21 protein-coding genes are annotated in these 21417 nt (G+C 68.4%); 15 read left to right on the top strand and 6 right to left on the bottom strand.

The features are described 5' to 3' along the window. Positions 1-79: 79 nt before the first annotated feature. Positions 80-652, bottom strand: coding sequence for a TetR/AcrR family transcriptional regulator (locus tag FB475_RS08510; RefSeq protein ID WP_141854145.1), 573 nt, complete (start codon positions 650-652; stop codon positions 80-82). Between the two features lie 82 nt (positions 653-734). Here FB475_RS08510 and FB475_RS08505 point away from each other — a divergent pair, with 82 nt between their 5' ends. The 5 genes from FB475_RS08505 (at position 735) to FB475_RS08485 (ending at position 5628) form a co-directional block, all read left to right on the top strand. After that, positions 735-1616: an SDR family oxidoreductase gene (locus FB475_RS08505; protein WP_141854143.1), complete on the top strand. Its 882-nt coding sequence runs from the start codon at positions 735-737 to the stop codon at positions 1614-1616. A 72-nt stretch (positions 1617-1688) separates the two neighbouring features. Further along, positions 1689-2114, top strand: a complete 426-nt coding sequence (locus tag FB475_RS08500; protein WP_141854142.1) for a Fur family transcriptional regulator — start codon at positions 1689-1691, stop codon at positions 2112-2114. Positions 2115-2152: 38 nt separating this feature from the next. Beyond that, complete coding sequence (katG, locus tag FB475_RS08495; RefSeq protein WP_141854140.1) at positions 2153-4375, top strand: catalase/peroxidase HPI; 2223 nt, start codon at positions 2153-2155, stop codon at positions 4373-4375. Between the two features lie 102 nt (positions 4376-4477). After that, positions 4478-5020 (top strand): hypothetical protein, encoded by a 543-nt coding sequence (locus FB475_RS08490; RefSeq protein WP_141854138.1) that lies wholly within the window; start codon positions 4478-4480, stop codon positions 5018-5020. Further along, the gene (locus tag FB475_RS08485) at positions 5017-5628 is read left to right on the top strand and encodes a hypothetical protein (protein ID WP_141854136.1); all 612 of its coding nucleotides are present in this window, start codon (positions 5017-5019) and stop codon (positions 5626-5628) included. The genes FB475_RS08490 and FB475_RS08485 overlap by 4 nt, the downstream gene beginning before the upstream one ends. Positions 5629-5694: 66 nt before the next feature. Here FB475_RS08485 and FB475_RS08480 read toward each other — a convergent pair whose 3' ends face one another. After that, the gene (locus tag FB475_RS08480; protein WP_141854134.1) at positions 5695-5934 is read right to left on the bottom strand and encodes a hypothetical protein; all 240 of its coding nucleotides are present in this window, start codon (positions 5932-5934) and stop codon (positions 5695-5697) included. 130 nt (positions 5935-6064) lie between these two features. On the opposite strand from FB475_RS08480, the gene FB475_RS08475 reads away from it, so the two are divergent. Together FB475_RS08475 and FB475_RS37160 are read left to right on the top strand one after the other, a co-directional pair. After that, complete coding sequence (locus tag FB475_RS08475) at positions 6065-7504, top strand: GuaB1 family IMP dehydrogenase-related protein (protein ID WP_141854132.1); 1440 nt, start codon at positions 6065-6067, stop codon at positions 7502-7504. Positions 7505-7842: 338 nt separating this feature from the next. Further along, on the top strand, positions 7843-8826 hold the full coding sequence (locus FB475_RS37160) for a helix-turn-helix transcriptional regulator (RefSeq protein WP_202878287.1): 984 nt from the start codon (positions 7843-7845) through the stop codon (positions 8824-8826). Here FB475_RS37160 and proS read toward each other — a convergent pair. Then, complete coding sequence (gene proS / locus FB475_RS08465) at positions 8823-10235, bottom strand: proline--tRNA ligase (RefSeq protein ID WP_141854130.1); 1413 nt, start codon at positions 10233-10235, stop codon at positions 8823-8825. The genes FB475_RS37160 and proS overlap by 4 nt on opposite strands. A 132-nt stretch (positions 10236-10367) precedes the next feature. Here proS and FB475_RS08460 point away from each other — a divergent pair, with 132 nt between their 5' ends. After that, positions 10368-11381 carry a metallophosphoesterase gene (locus FB475_RS08460; protein ID WP_141854128.1) on the top strand — a complete coding sequence of 338 codons (1014 nt, stop codon included), beginning with the start codon at positions 10368-10370 and terminating at the stop codon, positions 11379-11381. A 79-nt stretch (positions 11382-11460) separates the two neighbouring features. Here FB475_RS08460 and FB475_RS08455 read toward each other — a convergent pair whose 3' ends face one another. Genes FB475_RS08455 through FB475_RS08445 form a run of 3 tightly spaced genes read right to left on the bottom strand, consistent with a single transcriptional unit; the run spans position 11461 to position 15263 of the window. Beyond that, a complete protein-coding gene (locus FB475_RS08455) occupies positions 11461-13677 on the bottom strand; it encodes an NADP-dependent isocitrate dehydrogenase (protein ID WP_141854126.1) in 2217 nt (738 codons plus the stop codon). Between the two features lie 45 nt (positions 13678-13722). Further along, positions 13723-14391 carry a pentapeptide repeat-containing protein gene (locus FB475_RS08450; protein WP_238332033.1) on the bottom strand — a complete coding sequence of 223 codons (669 nt, stop codon included), beginning with the start codon at positions 14389-14391 and terminating at the stop codon, positions 13723-13725. 20 nt (positions 14392-14411) lie between these two features. Beyond that, on the bottom strand, positions 14412-15263 hold the full coding sequence (locus FB475_RS08445; RefSeq protein ID WP_141854124.1) for an ROK family protein: 852 nt from the start codon (positions 15261-15263) through the stop codon (positions 14412-14414). Positions 15264-15380: 117 nt separating this feature from the next. On the opposite strand from FB475_RS08445, the gene FB475_RS08440 reads away from it, so the two are divergent. The 7 genes from FB475_RS08440 (at position 15381) to FB475_RS08410 (ending at position 21404) form a co-directional block, all read left to right on the top strand. Next, entirely contained in the window at positions 15381-15896 is a 516-nt protein-coding gene (locus tag FB475_RS08440; RefSeq protein WP_141854122.1) for a hypothetical protein, read from the top strand. 50 nt (positions 15897-15946) lie between these two features. Beyond that, positions 15947-16681, top strand: a complete 735-nt coding sequence (locus FB475_RS08435; protein ID WP_141854120.1) for a YcnI family copper-binding membrane protein — start codon at positions 15947-15949, stop codon at positions 16679-16681. Positions 16682-16683: 2 nt separating this feature from the next. After that, positions 16684-17196: a copper resistance CopC family protein gene (locus tag FB475_RS08430; protein WP_141854118.1), complete on the top strand. Its 513-nt coding sequence runs from the start codon at positions 16684-16686 to the stop codon at positions 17194-17196. A gap of 38 nt (positions 17197-17234) precedes the next feature. Next, positions 17235-18194 carry a CopD family protein gene (locus tag FB475_RS08425; RefSeq protein WP_238332032.1) on the top strand — a complete coding sequence of 320 codons (960 nt, stop codon included), beginning with the start codon at positions 17235-17237 and terminating at the stop codon, positions 18192-18194. A gap of 36 nt (positions 18195-18230) precedes the next feature. Next, positions 18231-18713: a MarR family winged helix-turn-helix transcriptional regulator gene (locus FB475_RS08420; RefSeq protein WP_141854113.1), complete on the top strand. Its 483-nt coding sequence runs from the start codon at positions 18231-18233 to the stop codon at positions 18711-18713. 219 nt (positions 18714-18932) lie between these two features. After that, complete coding sequence (locus tag FB475_RS08415; protein ID WP_185759151.1) at positions 18933-20465, top strand: ABC transporter substrate-binding protein; 1533 nt, start codon at positions 18933-18935, stop codon at positions 20463-20465. Continuing rightward, positions 20466-21404, top strand: a complete 939-nt coding sequence (locus FB475_RS08410; RefSeq protein ID WP_141854109.1) for an ABC transporter permease — start codon at positions 20466-20468, stop codon at positions 21402-21404. Positions 21405-21417 lie beyond the last annotated feature (13 nt).

Below are 21417 nucleotides of genomic sequence, written 5' to 3'. Positions count from 1 at the left end.
TGTGGTTGGGTTGGGCCGGCAGGCGCGGGGGCTGTGGTTGGGTTGGCGGTTGGCTCGGCCGCTGTGGTTGTGTGGGTCGCTAGGTGAGGGACTCGGTGGCTGCTTTTAAGTCTTCTAGGGCTGCTTGGGTGTGTGTTGCTAGGTCTGAGTTGTCTTCTACGGACGTCCACGCTGTGTAGCCCTGTTTGAAGGCTAGTAGGCCTAGTTCGGCTGCTAGGTGGGCTACGGGGGGTGGGACGCCTCTGGCTTGGAGGGCTTCTGTCATTGCCTTGGAGAGGCCTACTGATTTGAGGGCGTCGCGTTCCTGGAGTTCCGTGCTGGCGGCGATGGCCGCCTTCAGTCGAGGCCCTAACTCGCGGTTCATCGGACCCATGGCGTTGGATGCGCGCTCCAGGCCCGCGGCAACGGCTGCCAACGGTGTAGCCCCTTCGGGAGCTTCGGTGATGCCTTCCGTCAGTAGGCGGCTCAGGGTGTCCTGGCCGGCTACCAGGAGTTCTCGTTTGTCGGGGAAGTGGCGGAAGAAGGTGCTCTTGGTGACGCCGGCGCGTTCGGCGATCTGGGTGACGGTGGTGGCGTCGTAGCCGTGTTCGGCGAAGAGGTCCACGGCGGCGAGGACCAGTCGCTCGCGGGCTCCGGGTTGCCATCGTGCCATGCAGTGATTGTAGGTGATGGGACCTTTGTCCCGTCGGTGGTACGGTGATGGGACAAAGGTCTCATCACATGAGGGGTGTCTTGTGCGCGTCTTCGTTACTGGCGGTACGGGTTTGATCGGGTCGGCTGTGGTTCGGGAGTTGCTCGAGAATGGGCATGACGTGGTTGGGTTGGCGCGATCCGAGGGGTCGGTGGCTGCCTTGCGGGAGGCCGGCGCCGAGGCGGTGCGTGGCGGGCTTGCGCAGCTCGACGTACTGCGGGCTGCGGCGGAGAGCGCCGACGGCGTGATTCATCTTGCCTTTAGCAACGACTTCAGTAGTCCGGAGGCGTTGGCTGCGGGCGTCGCCGAGGAGGCTGCTGCGCTCGGGGTGCTGGGGGAGACGCTGGTCGGGAGCGGGCGGCCGCTGGTGACGGTGTCGGGTACGCCATGGGTGCCCGGGCGGGCGTCTACGGAGGCTGACCCGTTGCCGCTGGATGGGCCGGTGGGTGGACGCGGTCGGTCCGTGATGGCGGCGTTGGGGTTGGCGGAGCGGGGCGTGCGGAGTGCCGCCGTACGGATGCCTCGGACCGTGCACAACCAGGGGGATGGCGGGTTCGCCGGATTGCTGACGCAGATCGCTCGGCAGTCGGGGGTGTCGGGCTATCCGGGTGACGGGACGCAGCGGTGGCCTGCCGTGCATGCCTTGGATGCGGCCGCGCTTTTCCGCCTCGTACTCGAGAACGCGCCGGCCGGCACCGCCTGGCATGCGGTCGCCGACGAGGGTGACGCGGTACGGGACATCGCCGCCGTCATCGGTCGCCGGCTCGACCTGCCGGTGAAGCCGGTTCCGGAGGAGACGTACGGCCCGCTCGGCCCGATCTTCGCGACCGATCAGCCGTCCTCGAGCGCGTACACGCGCGAGACCCTCGGCTGGGAGCCGCGGCACCCGAGCCTCCTCGAAGACCTGGAGAACATCCAGCCGTAGCCGATGACTCCGGGATAGGAAACGCGGCAGCTAATCTTGACTCATTCCAGAAAACGCGGAAGACTACGGGGCGTGCCGACTGTCGATGAGCTCCAGGGGTTGTTGCGTGGGGTCTCGTTGCGGGTGACCCGGCCGCGGCTGGCGGTGCTGGCCGCGGTGTACGGGCATCCGCATGCGGACACCGACTCGATTATCGGTGCCGTACGCAACGAACTGCCGCAGACCTCGCACCAGGCGGTGTACGACTCGCTGCAGACCCTGACGGCGGCCGGCCTGGTGCGGCGGATCCAGCCGCTGGGGTCGGTCGCGCGGTACGAATCGCGGGTGGGCGACAACCACCACCATGCGGTCTGCCGGTCCTGCGGTGCGATCGCCGACGTCGACTGTGCGGTCGGGCACGCGCCGTGCCTGACCGCGTCCGAGGACCACGGTTTCGTCATCGACGAGGCCGAGGTCATCTATTGGGGCCTGTGCGCCGACTGCTCACGCCGTACCTGAATCTTCCGTCCGAAATATCCAGTCCTGGAAGGAATCCGATGTCCGAGATCCATGAGCCGCTGCCCGGTGAAGGCAGCGAGGAGAGCCGCGGCGAAGAGGAAGGTAAGGGGCAGGGCTGCCCGGTCGCGCACGGTGTGCACCCGACCAGCGGCAACGCCAACCGTGCCTGGTGGCCGAACCAGCTGAACCTGAAGATCCTCGCCAAGAACCCCGCGGTGGCGAATCCGCTCGGCGCGGACTTCGACTACGCCGAGGCGTTCCAGAGCCTCGACCTGGCGGCCGTGAAGGCCGACATCGCCGAGGTGCTGACCACGTCGCAGGACTGGTGGCCGGCCGACTTCGGGAACTACGGCCCGCTGATGATCCGGATGGCCTGGCACAGCGCCGGCACGTACCGGATCAGCGACGGCCGCGGCGGCGCCGGTGCGGGGCAGCAGCGGTTCGCCCCGCTGAACAGCTGGCCCGACAACGCGAACCTGGACAAGGCGCGCCGGCTGCTCTGGCCGGTGAAGAAGAAGTACGGCCAGAAGATCTCCTGGGCCGACCTGCTGATCCTGACCGGCAACGTCGCGCTGGAGACGATGGGCTTCAAGACGTTCGGGTACGCCGGTGGCCGCGCGGACGTGTGGGAGCCCGAGGACGACGTCTACTGGGGCCCCGAGACGACGTGGCTGGGCGACGAGCGCTACACCGGCGACCGTGAGCTGGAGAAGCCGCTCGGTGCCGTCCAGATGGGCCTGATCTACGTGAACCCGGAAGGCCCGAACGGCAACCCGGACCCGATCGCCTCGGCCCGCGACATCCGCGAGACCTTCGGCCGGATGGCGATGAACGACGAGGAGACGGTCGCGCTGATCGCCGGCGGCCACACCTTCGGCAAGACGCACGGTGCGGCCGACCCGGAGAAGTACGTCGGCGCCGAGCCCGAGGGCGCGCCGATCGATCACCAGGGCCTGGGCTGGCGCAACTCGTACAAGAGCGGCCACGGGCCGGACACCATCACCAGCGGGCTCGAGGTCACCTGGACCACGACGCCGGCCAAGTGGGGCAACGACTTCTTCGAGATCCTGTTCGGCTACGAGTGGGAGCTGACGAAGAGCCCGGCCGGTGCGAACCAGTGGGTGGCCAAGGACGCCGACGACATCATCCCGAACGCGTACGACCCGTCGAAGAAGCAGAAGCCGACGATGCTGACGACCGACCTGGCGCTGCGCTTCGACCCGATCTACGAGCCGATCTCGCGGCGGTTCAAGGACAACCCGGACGAGTTCGCGGACGCGTTCGCGCGGGCGTGGTTCAAGCTGACCCACCGCGACATGGGCCCGGTCGTGCGGTACCTCGGCCCGGAGGTTCCGAGCGAGGTGCTGATCTGGCAGGACCCGCTGCCGGCCGTCGACCACGAGCTGGTCAACGACGCGGACATCACCGCGCTGAAGGCAGCCATCGCGGCGTCCGGCCTGTCGGTGTCGCAGCTGGTCTCGACCGCGTGGGCGTCGGCGTCGACGTTCCGCGGCAGTGACAAGCGTGGTGGCGCCAACGGTGCGCGGATCCGCCTGCAGCCGCAGAGCGGGTGGGAGGTCAACAACCCCGACCAGCTCGCGCAGGTACTGCGAACCCTCGAGGGCATCCAGCAGTCCTTCGCCAAGCCGGTCTCGCTGGCGGACCTGATCGTCCTGGCCGGCGGTGTCGGTGTGGAGATCGCGGCGAAGAACGCCGGGTACGACATCGTCGTACCGTTCACGCCGGGTCGTACCGACGCCTCGCTCGAGCAGACGGATGTGGAGTCGTTCGCCGCGCTCGAGCCGGTCGCGGACGGGTTCCGCAACTACTACGGCAAGGGCAACCGGCTCCCCGCCGAGTACCTGCTGCTCGACAAGGCGAACCTGCTCACGCTGAGCGCTCCGGAGCTGACCGTGCTCGTCGGCGGTCTGCGCGTGCTCGGGACGAACTGGGACGGTTCGAAGTACGGCGTACTCACCGAGAACCCGGGCACGCTGACGAACGACTTCTTCGTCAACCTGCTCGACCTCGGCACCGAGTGGCACGCCACCGACGACAGCCAGGAGACCTTCGAGGCCACCGTCGACGGCAAGGTCAAGTGGACCGGCACCCGCGCCGACCTGGTCTTCGGCTCGAACTCCGAACTGCGCGCCGTCGCCGAGGTCTACGCCAGCGACGACGCCAAGGACAAGTTCGTCAACGAGTTCGTCGCCGCCTGGCACAAGGTCATGGAACTCGACCGCTTCGACCTGCACCGCTGACCCACCCCAACAACCGGCTCCCCCTGTCCGCAGGGGGAGCCGGTTCGTTTGTGCCTGTGGATAAGCCGACGGGTGGGGCCGTGCGGGTCGTAGAGTCAGTGCGTGGCTACTGAAGGTTCTCGGGTCCGGTCGGTCGATGACGTGCGGCGGGATGTTGCCGGGGTGCTGGCGCGGTTTCGGCGGGGGCGGACCTGGGCGTTCAGCTTCGGCGACGGTGGGGTGCCTGAGGCGGTGCTGCTGACGTACGACGAGTTCGAGGATCTCGGGGGTGAGGAGAAGTTCGAGCGGCGGCCCGGGGTGGTTGCGGCCGAGGTCGTGGGGACGGAGCTCGGGGCGATGGTTGCGGCGATTCGCGACGGCGCGTTCGTACCGGTGGTGTGGGGGGACGGCGGTGAGCCGGAGGCCGTGATCTTGTCGACCTCGCAGTACCGCGAACTGCGGGGCGACGACGAGCCGCCGCCGGGGACGATCGACGACCCGACGCACCGCGTCTACGCCACCGAACCCCTACCGGACAGCCGCCCGATGACGGTGGACGAAATCGCCGAGATGATGGGCCCCTACACGCAGCAGGTCCTCGCGGAGATCCGCGAGGAGGAGCGCGAGAAGGCGGAGCGTGAGCGGCGAGAAGAAGACTCGCCATGACCGAGGCCTTGCCGCGGTACGAGGTCGTTCTGGGCAAGGCGTTCGCGGTCGACCTCATGCGGCTTGCCGCAGCCGCGGAGAAGGACCCGCGAGGGCCGGCCGGCTACCTGCACCGGCAGGTGCTGAAGCAGATCGGCGAACTGGCGGCCGGGGTGTCGGATGGGCGGCATGCGTTGGGGTACGAATCGGGGAAGGGGGATTTGCGGGACTGTGTGACTGCGTATCTGCAGTCCGATCCGCAACGGAAGGCCGACTATCGGCTGGTGTTTCGGGAGATGCCGCCTGCCGGGCCTGGGCGGTTGCCGCGGCGGGAGTTGCTGGCCGTGAAGCCGCGGCAGGGGGCCGGCAACATCTACGAGCACACGTGTAGCCGGCTCAATCGGCATCCGTACGATCGTCAGCCCCGGTTGAACGCTTTCGGTGACCGCTTTCCCGGACTCCGGCAGAACGAGGAGCAGCGGCGGGCGGAGCTCGACACCAAACGCGCGATCGCGCATGCCTTCCCCGGCCAGGTGCCGCTGGCAACGTCGCGGCCGTTGACGGCGGCCGGCTTCGGTCAGCACGCGGCACGCGTAGTACCGCCCGCCGCCCCCGACCTCGGTCGCTGACAGCAGCGGGCCGAAGCACGCCGCGCTCTGGGGACGTCAGCTGCGGCTGGCCCGCTCGTCCGGCCGTTACCTGGAGTTGCCCTTCCTGTCTTCGGCGGCCTTGGCTTCTTGGGCCCGGATCTTGGCCGCGATTGCGGCCGGAGGCACGCCGGCGTCGGCCAGCTGTTTGTAGTTCCCGTGGAGACTGCTGGCAGGGGGCTGGAAGTCGGAGCCGGTGAACCGTGCGACGAGGTCGGCGGCATCCTGAGGGGTGCGGTGGTCGTTGAGCTGGGCGTCGCGTTCTTCGTCGCTGATCTCGTCGGCCATGCGGGCCTCCTTGGGCGTGCGTTGGGTGTCCAGTTCGGATCTTTCCGTAACGGGGGTTCATCGGTCGCTTGGCTGTGGGCTGTCGACGTGGCAGGCTGGCTGGGTTTGGATACCGGTGGAAGGGGTCGTCATGCGGTTTCATCATGATCGGGAGCCGGCGGGGGATCTCACCTTCAGTGACGTGTTCCTGGTGCCCAACCGGTCGGGTGTCGCGTCGCGGTTGGATGTGGATCTTTCGACGTCGGACGGGACCGGGGCGTCGATCCCTGTGGTGGCGGCGAACATGACCGCGGTGTCGGGGCGGCGAATGGCCGAGACGATCGCGCGCTGCGGCGGGCTGGCGGTGATTCCGCAGGACATCCCGGTGGACGTGGTCGCCGAGGTCGTTGCCTGGATCAAGCAACGCGACCCGGTCCACGACACCGCCCTGGTGCTGCCGCCGACCGGCACGGTGGGCGAGGTGCTGAACCTGCTGCCGAAGCGCAACCACGGCGCGGTGGTGGTCGTCGACCAGGGTCGTCCGGTCGGCGTGGTGACCGAGGCCGACTGCTCCGGCGTCGATCGGTTCACCCAGTTGGACGCGATCATGTCCCGCGAACTCCTGACGTTGCCGGCCGGCATCGACCCGGAGACGGCGTTCAACCAGCTGCACGACGGACGACACCGGCTCGCGCCCGTCGTCGACGGTCAAGGACAGATCGTCGGCATCCTGACCCGTCAGCGTGCCCTCCGCGCGACGTTGTACGAGCCCGCGCTCGACGCCAACGGCAAGCTCCGGGTCGCGGCCGCGATCGGGATGAACGGCGACGCCGAGCAGAAGGCGAAAGCCCTGCTGGACGTAGGCATCGACGTACTGGTCCTGGACACCGCGCACGGTCACCAGGAGCGGATGCTCGAGGTCGTCGAACGCGTACGTGCCCTCGGACCGCAAGTACCGATCGTCGCCGGCAACGTGGTCACCGCCGAGGGTGTCACCGACCTGGTCAGCGCGGGCGCCGACATCGTGAAGGTCGGCGTCGGCCCGGGCGCGATGTGTACGACGCGGATGCAGACCGCGGTCGGCCGCCCGCAGTTCTCCGCCGTCCTCGAATGTGCGACCCGCGCCCGGGAGCTCGGCAAACACGTCTGGGCCGACGGCGGCGTACGGCATCCGCGCGACGTCGCGCTGGCGCTCGCGGCCGGCGCGTCGAGCGTGATGATCGGGTCCTGGTTCGCCGGTACGTACGAGTCGCCCGGCGACCCGCACCGCGACAGCCAGGGCCGGATCTACAAGGAGAGCTTCGGAATGGCGTCGGCCCGCGCGGTGAAGTCCCGGACCGCCGAGGACTCGCCGTTCCAGCGGGCCCGCAAGAGCATCTTCGAGGAAGGGATCTCGACCGCCCGGATGTACCTGGACGCCGAGCGCCCGAGTGTCGAGGACCTGCTGGACTCGATCGTCTCCGGGATCCGGAGTTCCTGCACGTACGTCGGCGCCCGCACCCTGGACGAGTTCCACGAGCGGGCGGTGGTCGGGCTGCAAACGGCGGCGGGCTACGCCGAGGGCAAGCCCCTCGACACCAGTTGGCTGTAATCGACTTCACCCCGAGGGTGAGATCGAGCGGCCCACAAGATCATGCGCCGGGCGATGGTCACACAGGGCGATCAGTGGAACGGTGTACTCAACAGGGGGAGGAAGGGCACCGAACATCCGTCGGGGGGTCGGCGAACCGTACGGGGGAACACGGGACCGATCGGCGCGGGGGGCGCACAGTTGCCAGGTGTCCTGCTCGTGGTTACGGGCGGTGCGGAGTACGACGAGGCTTGGGAGGGCGACTCGGCGACTCACCACCGCCCGTAACTACTGTTTGGCCCCCTTGATCCGGGCACCGTCCAGCGGCATAGTCGAGTGATCGATGCTGGGGAGCCGCTGTGGATGCAGACAAGGCTGCCCCGCTGCGGGTTGATGCCGAGACCGCGATCATCCTGCGCGAGGCGTACCACAAGATCGAGGCGCTGTACCGTTCCGACCACTACGGTCTGTACGACTACGTGCGAGTCGTCGCCGGGAAGGTGTCGCACGTCGACGCGTTCTTCGTCGGGTTGCTGCAGGGCAGCAACCGGGTGCGGTACCCGTACGGGTACGACGACGGCGAGTACGTGAACCCGGACACGCACATCTTCGGTCCGGACGGGCAGACCGCCTGGCTGATCAGGCACCGGCAGACGTACCGGTACGCGTACGACAACGGGTCCGCGTTGCATTCCGGCGTACCGGTCGGGGATCCCGGGCGCCGGTCCGCCGATGCCGTGACCGTGCCGATCTTCCGGCCGTCGAAGGACGGGCCGGACCAGCTGTTCGGGCTGCTGTCGATGCAGAGTTACACCCCGAGGTCGTACGACGACAACGCGGTGCGCGCGTTCGAGTGGTTGTGTGCCGTGGTGCAGCGGGTGCTGACCCGGGAGGGTGAGGACCGGGAGGCGTTGCGACTGCTGCCCGCCGGCGATGTGGGGCCGAACCTGCTGACGTCGGACCACGTGATGGAGTACCTGACGCACCGGGTCGCGTCGATCCGCGAGATCGCGGCCGAGGCGCTGGGCGAGTCCGAGATGAGCAACGCCGTGCACACGCATCTGGAGCGGATCGTCGACGCCGCCGAGCACATCCAGTCCGAGCTGATCGAGATGCTGATGGAGACCGACGAAGGGCCGGAGCGCCGCTTCAACAGTCTCACCAAGGCGCAGCAGGCGGTCGCCGTACTGCTGACCGACGGCCTCGACAACGACCAGCTCGCCGCGGAACTCGGCGTCAGCCTCAACACCGTCAAGACCCACCTGAGTGCGATCCTGCGCAAGTACGGCTTCCGCTACCGCACCCAGGTGGCCGACGACGTCCGGAAGTACCTGGCCCGCTAGTAGGAGCGGGCGACGTACGCGGTGAGGCCTTGTTCGTTGTCCTCTGTCGGGAGCGTGCCGTCGGGGCGCTGCAGGCATCGGACCGTGATGCCCGATTCGGCCAGGCTGTCCTCGCCCTCTTCGCCGACCGCGTCGTACGGAATGGTGGCCCAGCCGGATGCTGCCGCCTCGATCGCCTCGTCGATCGTGCTGACCGCGGTGATTCGGGCGGACTGCTTGGCTGTTGCCTCGGACAACAGGTGAGCCTGATCGGCGTCCAGGGCCGCGCCGACCGTCGACGTCAGGTCGGTCAGGTTGACGGCGGACTTTGCCGAGTCGCGGAGGCGGCGTACGACGGTCGCCGTACCGGCGGCGAGATCGCGAGGGCCTACCTCGACGCGGATCGGGACGCCCTTCAGTTCCCAGTTGACCGCGCGACGGCCGAACGGCTGGTCGGCGCGGGCATCGACGGTGACGCGTACTCCGGCCGCGGTCAGGTCGTCGGCGATCGCGTGCGCCGCGGTGATCGCCTCGTCCTTGACCACGAGTACGACGACCTGCACCGGCGCGACCGCAGGCGGTACGCGGAGACCGTTGTCGTCGCCGTGGACCATGATCAGACCGCCGACCATTCGGGTACTGCTGCCCCACGAGGTGGTCCACGCGAGCTCACGCCGGCCCTCACGGGACAGGTAGCTGATGTCGAACGCGCGCGCGAAGTTCTGCCCGAGCTCGTGAGACGTCCCCATTTGCAGGGCTTTCCCGTCGCCGGTCATCGCCTCCAGCGTCATCGTGTTGATCGCGCCGGCGAACCGCTCGCGGCGGGTCTTGCGGCCGACGACGACCGGGATCGCGAGTACGTCGACCATCACCTCGCGGTAGACGTCGTACAGGATCCTGGTCGCGTACGCACGGGCGTCCTCGGCGGAGACATGTGCCGTATGGCCTTCCTGCCAGAGGAATTCCGTCGTCCGCAGGAACAGCCGGGGGCGGAGTTCCCAGCGGACGACGTTCGCCCACTGGTTGAGCAGCAGCGGGAGGTCGCGGTAGCTCTGGATCCACTTCGCGAGGTATTCGCCGATGACCGTTTCCGAGGTGGGCCGGATGACCGCGGGTTCTTCGAGCTGTTTGCCTCCGGCATGCGTGACGACGGCCAGTTCGGGGCTGAACCCCTCGACGTGTTCGGCTTCGCGTTGCAGGTAGCTCTCGGGGATAAGCAGCGGGAAGTAGGCGTTCGACGCGCCGGTGGCCTTGATCCGGCGGTTCATTGCCTCTTGCAACAGTTCCCAGATCCCGTACCCGTACGGTCGCACGACCATGGTCCCCCGCACCGGCCCGTTCTCGGCGAGCTCAGCCTTGGCGATCACGTCCTGGAACCATCGGGGGTAGTCCGTCACCTGCGACGCAAGCACGGAACGGGAACCTGTCATGACGGCCAGTGTAGGAACCTCCCACGGCCTGCGGCCACGCATTTCCGAGTCGTCAATGTTCATGCGGCAGTGCCCCGGCGTTCACCACCGAGCCGAAAAGTTGGTCCGTACCCGCTCGGACTTGGAGGATTTGTGAGAGTACGTCGTGCGCCTGTGATCACCGCGTGTCTGGCCCTGCTCGGGCTCGCGGTCGGGGTTCCGAACGCCGCCGCGGACCGTGGCCCGGACCCCTACACGTTCGCCGTGATCGGTGACATCCCCTACGGCCCGGCGCAGATCGCCCGGTTCCCGAAGGTGGTCGACCAGATCAACGCGGACAAGCCGGTCAAGCTGGTCACTCATCTCGGCGACATCAAGGACGGCTCGTCGGTCTGCAGTGACGAGTACTTCGCGCAGGTGAAGACGCAGTTCGACCGGTTCGCGGATCCGCTCGTCTACACCGTCGGGGACAATGAGTGGACCGACTGCCATCGTCTGAACAACGGCGGTTACAACCCGTTGGAGCGGCTGGCGAAGATCCGGCAGGTGTTCTTCCCGCAGCCCGGCCGGACGCTCGGGCAGCACTCGGTGAAGGTCGACAGCCAGGTCGCACAGGGCATCCCGGAGGACGTCCGGTTCAGCCGCGGCGACGTCGCGTTCGCCGCCTTGCACATCGTTGGCAGCAACAACAGTATGGCGCCGTGGACCGGTAAGACCGCGCCGACGCCGGAGCAGACCGCCGAGGTACTGAACCGTACGGGGGCCGTCATGCAGAGCATCCGGGACACGTTCGCGCAGGCGCGCGCCGACCGCGACAGGGCCGTCGTACTGCTGACGCAGGCCGATATGTTCGACCCGACCGTGGCGAACCCGTCGTTCGCGGACTACTACGCGTTCCAGCCGATCGTGCAGGAGATCGCCCGGGAGTCGGCGAATTTCCGCGGCCCGGTGTACCTGTTCAACGGCGACAGCCACGTCTACAACAGCGACAAGCCGCTGGCGGCCGGCTCGAAGTGGCTCAGCTTCTACGGTGTGACGACGCCGGCGAGCAACCTCTCGCGGATCACCGTCGACGGATCGACCGGCGACAACGACTACCTGCGAGTCACGATCGACCCGCGCAACCCCGCCGTACTGAGCTGGGTCCGGGTGCCGTTCACGTCCTGACCCATACCAAACCGTATGGTATGGATGCAGCACGAAACAAAGGGCGCCCGGGGAGACCCGGGCGCCCTTTGTCACGAGATCAGAGCGAAGCGAGGGCCTCGTTCCAGGTTTTGGACGGGCGCATGATTGCGGCCGCCTTGGCGGGGTCGGGTTGGTAGTAGCCGCCGAGGTCGGCGGGGCTGCCCTGGACGGCGATCAGCTCGTCGACGATGGTCTGCTCGTTCGCGGCCAGCGTCTCCGCCAGTGGGGCGAAGGCCTTGGCGAGGTCGGCGTCGTCGGTCTGCGCTGCCAGCTCCTGCGCCCAGTACAGGGACAGGTAGAAGTGGCTGCCGCGGTTGTCGATGCCGCCGACGCGCCGGGTCGGGGACTTGTCCTCGTTCAGGAACGTGGCGGTCGCCCGGTCCAGGGTGTCGGCGAGGACCTGCGCCCGCGCGTTGCCGGTCGCCTGCGCCAGGTGCTCGAAGCTCGCCGCCAGCGCGAAGAACTCGCCCAGGCTGTCCCAGCGCAGGTAGTTCTCCTTGATCAGCTGCTGGACGTGCTTCGGCGCCGAACCGCCCGCACCGGTCTCGAACAGACCGCCGCCGGCCATCAACGGCACGATCGACAGCATCTTCGCGCTGGTCCCGAGCTCGAGGATCGGGAACAGGTCGGTCAGGTAGTCACGTAGCACGTTGCCGGTCACCGAGATGGTGTTCTCGCCGCGGCGGATCCGCTCCAGCGAGAACTTGATCGCATCCACCGGCGCCAGGATCCGGATGTCCAGACCCTCGGTGTCGTGGTCGAACAGGTACTTCTGGACCTTGGTGATCAGGGTCGCGTCGTGCGCGCGGGTCTCGTCCAGCCAGAACACCGCCGGGTCGCCGGTCGCCCGGGCCCGGTTGACCGCCAGCTTGACCCAGTCCTGGATCGGAGCGTCCTTGGTCTGGCAGGCGCGGAAGATGTCACCGGCCGAGACGGCCTGCTCGAGGACGACGTCGCCGGCCTCGTTCACCAGCCGGACGGTACCGGTGGTCTGGATCTCGAACGTCTTGTCGTGCGAGCCGTACTCCTCGGCCTTCTGTGCCATCAGGCCGACGTTCGGCACCGAGCCCATGGTGGACGGGTCGAATGCGCCGTTCGCGCGGCAGTCGTCGAGGACCGCCTGGTAGATCCCGGAGTAGCTGTGGTCCGGGAGTACGGCGAGGGTGTCGTGCTCGGCGCCGTCCGGGCCCCACATGTGTCCCGACGTACGGATCATGGCCGGCATCGAGGCGTCGACGATGACGTCGGACGGTACGTGCAGGTTGGTGATGCCCTTGTCCGAGTCGACCATCGCCAGCTTCGGGCCGTCGGCCAGCTCGGCGTCGAAGGAGGCCTTGATCGCCGGCCCCTCGGGCAGCGAGGCGATCCCGCTGAGGATACCGCCGAGGCCGTCGTTCGGGGTCAGGCCGGCCTTCGCCAGGACGTCGCCGTACTCCGCGAAGGTCTTCGGGAAGAAGGCGCGGACCACGTGACCGAAGATGATCGGGTCGGAGACCTTCATCATGGTGGCCTTCAGGTGCACCGAGAACAGCACGTCCTCGGCCTTCGCCCGCGCGACCTGCGCGGTCAGGAACTCGCGCAGCGCGGCCACGTGCAGGACGGACGCGTCGACGACCTCGCCCGGCTGCACCGGGATCGACTCGCGCAGCACGGTGGTGGTGCCGTCGTCACCGACGAGCTCGATCCGCAGCGAGCCGGCGGCCTCGATCACCGCGGACTTCTCGGTGGCGCGGAAGTCGTCGTTGTCCATCGTCGCGACGTTCGTCTTCGACTCGGGGGACCAGGCACCCATCCGGTGCGGGTGGGTCTTGGCGTAGTTCTTCACCGAGGCCGGTGCCCGGCGGTCCGAGTTGCCCTCGCGCAGGACCGGGTTCACCGCGGAGCCCTTGATCTTGTCGTACCGGGCCTGGATGTCGCGTTCCTCGTCGGTCTTCGGCTCGTCCGGGTACTCCGGGAGCGCGTAGCCCTGGGACTGCAGCTCGGCGATCGCGGCCTTCAACTGCGGGACGGACGCCGAGATGTTCGGCAGCTTGATGATGTTCGCCGCGGGCGTCTTCGCCAGCTCGCCGAGCTCGGACAGCGCGTCCGGGATCCGCTGCTCTTCCTTCAGGTAGTCACCGAAGACGGCGAGGATGCGGCCCGCGAGTGAGATGTCCCGGGTCTCCACGCCGACACCGGCCTGGCCGGCGTACGCCTGGACGACAGGGAGGAACGAGTACGTGGCGAGCGCCGGAGCCTCGTCGGTGTGGGTGTAGATGATCGTCGAGTCAGTCACGGGCCCACCTTATCCGGCGTACGACGTCCTCGATCGTGGCCCGGGTCACGCTCCCTCCAGGTCGTCGGGATGCGCGAGCCTGATACCGGCGGCGACCGTGACCGCGCTGGTGAACGCGAGCGTGTCGATCGGGGAGGCGGCCGCGACGGTCGCGCCGGCCAGCGAGGCGAGGCCCTTCGCGCCGTCCCAGCCGCAGTCGACGAAGACCGCCTTGGCCGCCTTGACCTGGGAGAACTCCACGCCGGACAGGTCGCAGCCGCGGAACACCGCGCCGGTCAGGTCCGCGGAGACGAAGTCGGCGTTCTGCAGACGGCAGTCCACGAACTCGGCCTTCACGAACTTCGCGAACCGGAACGAGGCGAAGTCGAGCACGGTGTCGCGGACGGTGACGTGCTGGAAGACCGCGCCCGGGCCGGCGAAGCCGATCATCCGCGAGCCGGTGACGGCGACCCGGGTCAGGGCGGCGTCGGCCCAGCGGGAATTGGCGAGGTCACACTGGGTCAGCTCGGTGTCGACCAGGATGAGCTTGTCCAGCTCCGAGCCGGCCAGCTTGCACCTGGTGAGCCGGCAGCCCCCGAGCTCGACGTGCTCGGCCTCCACGTCACTCAGGTCGACATCTTCCAGTTGGAGGTCGAGCAACCGCTCCTCGTCCTCCACCGTCTCAGGAGTTGCGGAGTCGAGCTGGGCGCGCAGGCGAGGCGTGGCGATCTTCACGGGTCCGACCGTAGCGGGGGTTACGGACAGGTTCTGAGGTAGTGGGCGGCGGCGCCGATCAGGGCTGAGTGTTCGGTGTCCTTCGTCGCGGAGACGGGGAAGGGGAGCGACGAATGGATGAGGTCGAAGGCTCCTGCTATTGAGCCGCCCAGGACTGTATGGGTGACACCGAAGCGTTCGAGCCAGGGGGCCAGGGCGGTGGCCAGGTCGGTGAAGCAGGCGATGAGGACCTGGTGAGCTGTGGCGTCGCCGACTCGGGCCTGGTCGGCGATTTCTTTGACACCGGGGGCTGTTCGGCCGGTGGACTCGGCGTAGCGGCGGAGGATGGCGCGGGCGGAGATGGCGTCCTCGAGGGGTTTTCCGGCGTACGTCGTCTTGTACAGCTCGCCGCCCGGCGGAACGGTGCCGCCGTCGCGGACCACCCGGCCGTCGGCGAGGAACGCCGTACCGATGCCGGTGCCGATCGTCACGCCGACGCAGCGTTCGACGCCGCGGACCTCGCCGGCGGTCCACTCGCCGACCGCGAACGCCTCGGCGTCGTTCATGAACATCAGCCGGTCGGTGCCCAGTTCGTTGCCCAGTTCGTTGCCCAGGGCAGCGCCGAGGTCGACCCCGTACAGCTGGTCGAACTTGCCCTGGTTCCGGTACCACGCGACCCCGGTCGCGAAGTCGAACGGACCGGGCAGCGCGATCGCCAGACCGTTTGCCAGCGGCAACTTCCGGGCCGCGTCAGCGAGTTGGGTGACCACCTGTTGCGCCGCCGCCTGGGATTCGAGCTCGGCCCGGTCCACCTCGGTCACGTCCCACGTCTCCGGCGTCACCACGGCCGCCGTCACGTGACTGCCCCCGATCTCCAGCACGGCTACGTCCATCCGCACATCATCGCAGCAAACAATCCGCGAGCGATTCGGTACGGATAGTGAGCAGCAGTAGTCCGCGGGAACCTGCGCGCGATCCTGTCCGTAGAGTGACACGAGCGAGGGGATCGAATGCCGACCGAGAGCAGGACTACGTCCGTGGTCGCGGCGCTGAGCGTCGCGGTGGCGGTACTCGGTCATGCGCTGGTCGGCGGCGGCGGCGTACCGCTGGGCGTACTGCCTCCGCTGGCCGCGCTGGCCGGGGTCTGCTGGCTGCTCGGGGAGTACCTGGCAGGTGAGCGGCTGCTGACCGGACTGGTGTTGGCCGCGGTTCAGTTGTTCGTCCATGTCACGTTGGACTCGGCAACCATGCACCACGGCATGTCCATCACGGGCAGCCTGATGATGACCGCCACGCACCTCGGCGGACTGCTCGCGGGCGTCCTGGCGATCAGCCGGGCACACCGCTGGATTCATCGGGTACGGCGGGCCTGCGCGCGACTGCTCCCCGAGCTGCCGGTACTGCGTCCCGTACGGCTCCCGACGGCGCCCGGGGTCCACACGTCATGGGCGCCGACCGGTGAAGACCGCAGTACGAGCGTCACCGAGCGTGGGCCTCCCGGCGTACGAGTAGCTACAGCTGTCTGAACCCGGCGCCCCTGCGCCGGACACTCTCGTATGCCTTGAAAGGTTCTCTGATGCCCAAGAGATATGTCCAGAAGCGATACGCGCTGCGTGCCGCCGCGATCGCGGCGGCGTCCGTGCTCGTGGTGATCGGCGCCGCGAGCTCGGCGTCGGCGCATGTCACGGTGTCGTCGCCGGACGCGAAGCCCGGTGGGTACGGCAAGCTCGTGTTCCGCGTACCGACCGAGTCGGACAACACCAGTACGTCGAAGCTCGTCGTCTCGCTGCCCAAGGACCACCCGTTCGCGCATGTCGGCGCGCAGGTGAAGGACGGGTGGAAGGTGGAGAAGAAAGAGGAGAAGCTGCCGGCGCCGGTGAAGGTCGGCGATGTCACGCTGACCAAGGCGATCCTGACGGTGACCTGGACCGCGACCGCGGGCGGTATCCCGCCGAACGACTTCGACGAGTTCGCCTTGTCGGTCGGGAAGTTGCCGGACGGCGTGGATTCGTTGAGCTTCCCGACCGAGCAGACGTACAGCGACGGTGAGGTGGTGAAGTGGGCCGACTCCGCGAAGGACGGTGCGGCTGAGCCGGAACACCCGGCGCCGACGCTGAAGCTGACGGCCGCGGTCACGCCGGTCGCCGCGACCACCCCCGAAGGCACCTCCGAAGGCACGTCCGATACGTTGGCGCGGTGGCTCGGTGGTGGCGGGTTGCTGGTCGGGCTGCTCGGTCTGGCGTTCGGACTTCGGTCGCGTCAGGCGGCGCCGGCTTCTGAGGCTCCCGCAGCTCCGGCCGGCGGGAAGTAGCCATGCGCCGGTTGTTCGCCGTACTTGCGGTGTCGCTGCTCATGCTGGTGGGTTCCGCCGGCCTGGCAGCGGCGCACGCCAAGCTCGAGTCGATGACGCCCGGTGACGGTACGTCGATGGCCGCGCCGCCGACCAAGATCGTGCTGACCTTCAACGAGCCGGTCGGTTCCAACGGCACGCAGGTCCAGGTGAACTCGCCGAGCGGCAAGAACGTCGCGACTGGTGACGTCCAGGTGGTCGACAACACCGTGACGCAGCCGGTCGGCGCGATGGTCGAGGCCGGCAAGTACACGGTCGAGGCGCGGGTGATCTCGGACGACGGCCACCCCGTCACCATCTCCGGCTCCTTCACCGTGACGCATGCCGGGCACCCCGCCACCGACCCGAACGCCACCCCGGGCGCAGCACCGTCGGAGGGCAACTCCAACACCGTGACGATCGTCGCGATGTGCCTGGTGATGCTCGTGGTCGTCGCCCTCGCCGTGGTGATCGTGCGCCGCCGCCCAGCCGCATGATGAACGGACGACCCGCCGGCCGGCTGACCGTGCCGGGAATGGTTGCCGCTGGCATCGTTGTGATGGTGGTCGCGTTGCTCGCCGCCGGTGGTGCTCCACAGAAACCTGCCGGTGGCCTGCTCGGTGCCGGGCTCGGCGTCTCGTGGGCGGTTCCGGTACTGCGGATCCTCGCCGACGGCGCCGCCGTCGCGACCGGTGGTGCCGTGCTCGCCGTCGTCCTGTTCCTTCCGGCGAACGACGGAAAGCTTGGTGGCAAGGCGATCCAGGCCTGCCAGGACGCCGCGATCGCAGCCGGCGTCTGGGCGGTCGCGAGCATCGGCGGGCTGATCGCGACGGCGACCGTCATTCTCGGCATCCCGCTGTCGCACCTGGCAGAGCACGCCGGACCGGCCGGCCAGATCAGCCAGGTCCGCGCGCTCGCGGTCGCCGTCGTACTGACCGCCGTACTCGCCGTCGTCCTCAGTGGCGCCAAGACGCTGGGCGCCGCACTGGTGGCCGCCTTACTGACGATCGCCGCGGTGGTCGGGCCGCTCCTCACCGGCCATAGTGCGGCTGAGCGCACCAACCTGTTGACGGTTCTCGCCACGCTGTCACTCGTCGTCCACGTCCTCGCGGCGACCGTCTGGGTCGGCGGCCTGTTGGCCGTACTGCGCTACACGCGATCGCGCGAGGCCGTCGAACTCTTCAGCACGCTCGCGCTCGGATGTGCCGTGACGATGGGCCTCACCGGACTCGTCACCGCCGAGATCCACCTCGACGGGCGGCAGGGCGGGTGGGGGCTGATCACCCAATGGGTGACGAGCGGGTACGGCGCTCTCGTGTTCGCGAAGACCGTGGCGTTCGCGACCCTCGTCACGGTCGGTTGGTGGCACCGCCGGACGACGCTGCCCGAGCTCGCCACCGGCAACCCGGCCGCGTTCCGCCGGCTCGCCGCGGTCGAGCTGATGATCATGGCGGGCACGATCGGCCTGGCCGTCGCACTTTCCCGCACGCCATGACTCGGTGATATGTCAACTTCTTCGTACACTGACAAGATGACCGAACCGCGGTGGCTCGACGAGCGTGAGGCGCGACTCTGGCAGTCGTACCGCCACACGCATCGCGAACTGATGCGCGCGCTCGAGGCGCGGATGATCACGAACTCGGGCCTGTCCGGCGCCGACTACGCCCTGCTGCACCCGTTGTCCGAGGCCGAGGACGGTGTACTGCGGACTCGTGATCTCGGCCGCTCCGTCGGGTGGGAACGCAGCCGCCTGTCGCATCAGGTCAGCCGGATGGAGAAACGCGGCCTGGTCTGCCGCGAGGAATGTACGTCGGACGCCCGTGGCTCGATGGTCCGGCTGACCGAACTCGGCCGCAAAGCCATCGACGCCGCCGCGCCCGACCACGTCGACGCCGTGCGCAGCTACTTCTTCGACCGCCTCACCCCTGACGAGCAGACCCAGCTCACCACGCTGCTCGAGCGGATCGCCGCCGACCTTCCCAACCTCTGCGCCCCGACCGACTGCGTCGACTGACTCGTACCGAACAGCGGGTGGTGGTGCCCTCTCCCGCTCCGCAGGCGGGAGAGTCGAGCGCGCGCGCCCGACGGCGGGCTGACCACTACCCGTTCCTCGATACGCCCGGACACGCCGCTACGGAGAGCGACCGAACGCTGGCGCCGACAGAATGATGGCGTCTCGTTCAGATGCGCGCTGGATTTGACAACCGTTTTCACTAAGGTGAGGATGTGGCGCGTGTCCGAGGCGTTGGGTAGGCGTGGGTTCCTGGGGCTGGCCGGTGCTGCCGGGCTGGCCGCGACGACCGGTTGCGGGGCTGATGGTGGCGTGGCGGCGGAGCCGAAACACGGCGGGCGGTTGCGGGCGGTGTACGCCGGCGGCGGGGCCAAGGAGGTGCTCGACCCGCACGTGCAGAGCCTGTTCGTGGACATCGCGCGGCACAAGGCGATCTACGAGAAGCTCGTCGAGCTCGGTCCGGATCTGAAGCCGGTCCCGCGGCTCGCGGCCAAGTGGGACCACGACGGTACGGCGTCCACGTGGCGCTTCACCTTGCGGGACGCGACGTTCCACGACGGCGCCAAACTCGTCGCTGACGACGTGCTCTACACCCTCAGCCGGATCGCCGATCCCGCCGCACCGGAGCGGGTCGCGCAGTCCTCGCTCGCGACGCTCGATCTCAAGCGCAGCAAGGCGATCGGGCCGTCGACGGTCGAGCTGGTGCTGACTCAGCCGAACGCCGAGTTCCCCGCCCTGCTGGCCGGCATCGGCACGCAGATCGTCCGCAACGGCTTCAAGGACCCGTCGAAACCCGTCGGGACCGGCGCGTTCCGGTACGTCTCCTTCGAAGCCGGCCGCTCGATGGTCGCGACCCGGTACGCCGACTACTGGGACGGGCCCGCGCGGATCGAGGAGTTGCAGATCCTGTCCGCGGACTCCGAGGCGCGCGCGAACGCCGTACAGGGCGGCCAGGCGGAGTACGCGAACGACATGACCGCGACGTTCGCCCGGACCGCCGAGGCCGGGAAGACGGTACGGATCGTGGCCGCGAAGGCGAGCACGATGCAGGCGTTCGTGATGAAGGTCGACCAGCCGCCGTTCGACAACCCCGACGTACGGCTCGCGTTCAAGCTGCTCGCGGATCGGCAGCGGCTGGTGGACGTCGTCCTCGCTGGCCGCGGTGAGGTCGGGAACGACCTGTTCGGCAAGGGGTATCAGTACTATCCGGCCGATCTGGCTCCGCGGGAGCGGGACGTGGATCGGGCGAAATCCCTGCTGGCGAAGGCCGGTCTGATCGGGCGCGAGGTGGAGATCTTCACCGCGGACGCGTCGGCCGGGTTCGTCGAGGCGGCGACGTTGTTCGCGGAGCAGGTCGCGGAGGCCGGGGTCCGGTTGAAGGTGACGACCGGCAGTCCGCAGACGTACGCGAAGGACCTGCTCACGAAGGGGGCCATCGGCAACCACCGGTCGGGCGCGATGCCGATCCCGCAGTACATCACCGACCGGCTGCTGTCGCATTCGCCGTTCAACGTGACGCATTGGCGGCGGCCCGCGTTCGACACCGGGTTCGCGGCGGCGCGGGCGGTGACGGACGAGGCGGAACGTTCGCGGCGGTACGGCGTACTGCAGCAGACGTTGCGTGACGAGGGCGGGATCCTCGCGTGGGGGTTGCCCGACTACCTGGTGGCTGTGTCCGCCAAGGTGCAGGGCGTGGAGGCGGCGCCGCCGAACACGCTGGACCAGGGCCGGTTCGACAAGGTATGGCTCGCCTGAATGCGGGTGTACGCCGTCCAGCGGGCGCTGCTCGCTCTGGGCCAGCTCGCCGTACTGTCGGTCCTGGTGTTCGTGCTGACGTCGTTGCTGCCGGGGGACGCGGCGGAACTGCGGTTCAGCGAGACACTGACGCCTTCGCAGGTCGCCGCGCTGCGGGCTGAGCTGGGGCTGGATCAGCCGCCGGTCGAGCGGTTCGTGCACTGGGCGGGGAACGTGCTGTCCGGCGATCTCGGTACGTCGTTGATCAGCGGCGGGCCGGTCGCCGGGATCGTACGGAACTCGATCGGCGCGACGCTGGTACTGACGTTGGCAACGCTCGCGGTCGTCGTACCACTCGCCGTTGCCCTGGGCATCGTGATGGGGACACGCGAGAACGGGCGGATCGATCGGGCGATCACCTCGGTCACGCTGGCGCTGTCGGCGATTCCGGACTTCGTCATCGCGGTCGTGTTGGTCGCGGTGTTCTCGTTGACGTTGGGGTGGTTGCCGGCCACGTGGATCGGCAGCAATCTGCTCGCGTCGCCGGCGTTGCTGGTCCTGCCGGTGGCTGTGCTGTTCGGGCGGACAGTCTGTCTGCTGTCGCGTCAGGTGCGGGCGGGAACGGTAAGAGCGTTGCACGCGGAGTACATCACGCAGGCTCGTCGGCTGGGGGTACCGCGGCGTCAGTTGTTGCTGCGGCACGTACTGCCGAACGCTGCGGTTCCCGGGGTGCAGGAGCTGGCTCGGACTGGTGACACCTTGCTGGGTGGGGTGTTGGTGGTCGAGGCGATCTTCGCGATTCCCGGCTTTGCGACGGCGCTGGTCGACGGTGTGGAGACGCGCGATGTGCCTGTGGTCCAGGGGCTCACGCTGGTACTCGCGGTTGCCGCGCTGCTGATCAACCTGGCCGCCGATCTCGTCTGCAACCGTCTCGTCCCCCGCTCGGAGCTCCTCCGATGAGCCCCGCCCGTGG

It is taken from the genome of Kribbella jejuensis (genome assembly GCF_006715085.1).
Classification (GTDB): Bacteria; Actinomycetota; Actinomycetes; order Propionibacteriales; family Kribbellaceae; genus Kribbella; species Kribbella jejuensis.
The sequence above is the reverse complement of the archived record's forward strand: the minus strand, read 5'-3'. Positions and strand labels throughout refer to the sequence as shown.

Coding starts and splice junctions, on each gene's coding strand:
- FB475_RS08410 (WP_141854109.1), top strand. CDS start 20,466: ATGCGGGTGTACGCCGTCCAGCGGGCGCTGCTCGCTCTGGGCCAGCTC.
- FB475_RS08445 (WP_141854124.1), bottom strand. CDS start 15,263: ATGGACGTAGCCGTGCTGGAGATCGGGGGCAGTCACGTGACGGCGGCC.
- katG (WP_141854140.1), top strand. CDS start 2,153: ATGTCCGAGATCCATGAGCCGCTGCCCGGTGAAGGCAGCGAGGAGAGC.
- FB475_RS08440 (WP_141854122.1), top strand. CDS start 15,381: ATGCCGACCGAGAGCAGGACTACGTCCGTGGTCGCGGCGCTGAGCGTC.
- FB475_RS08425 (WP_238332032.1), top strand. CDS start 17,235: ATGGTTGCCGCTGGCATCGTTGTGATGGTGGTCGCGTTGCTCGCCGCC.
- proS (WP_141854130.1), bottom strand. CDS start 10,235: ATGACAGGTTCCCGTTCCGTGCTTGCGTCGCAGGTGACGGACTACCCC.
- FB475_RS08420 (WP_141854113.1), top strand. CDS start 18,231: ATGACCGAACCGCGGTGGCTCGACGAGCGTGAGGCGCGACTCTGGCAG.
- FB475_RS08510 (WP_141854145.1), bottom strand. CDS start 652: ATGGCACGATGGCAACCCGGAGCCCGCGAGCGACTGGTCCTCGCCGCC.
- FB475_RS08435 (WP_141854120.1), top strand. CDS start 15,947: ATGCCCAAGAGATATGTCCAGAAGCGATACGCGCTGCGTGCCGCCGCG.
- FB475_RS08475 (WP_141854132.1), top strand. CDS start 6,065: ATGCGGTTTCATCATGATCGGGAGCCGGCGGGGGATCTCACCTTCAGT.
- FB475_RS08430 (WP_141854118.1), top strand. CDS start 16,684: ATGCGCCGGTTGTTCGCCGTACTTGCGGTGTCGCTGCTCATGCTGGTG.
- FB475_RS08485 (WP_141854136.1), top strand. CDS start 5,017: ATGACCGAGGCCTTGCCGCGGTACGAGGTCGTTCTGGGCAAGGCGTTC.
- FB475_RS08480 (WP_141854134.1), bottom strand. CDS start 5,934: ATGGCCGACGAGATCAGCGACGAAGAACGCGACGCCCAGCTCAACGAC.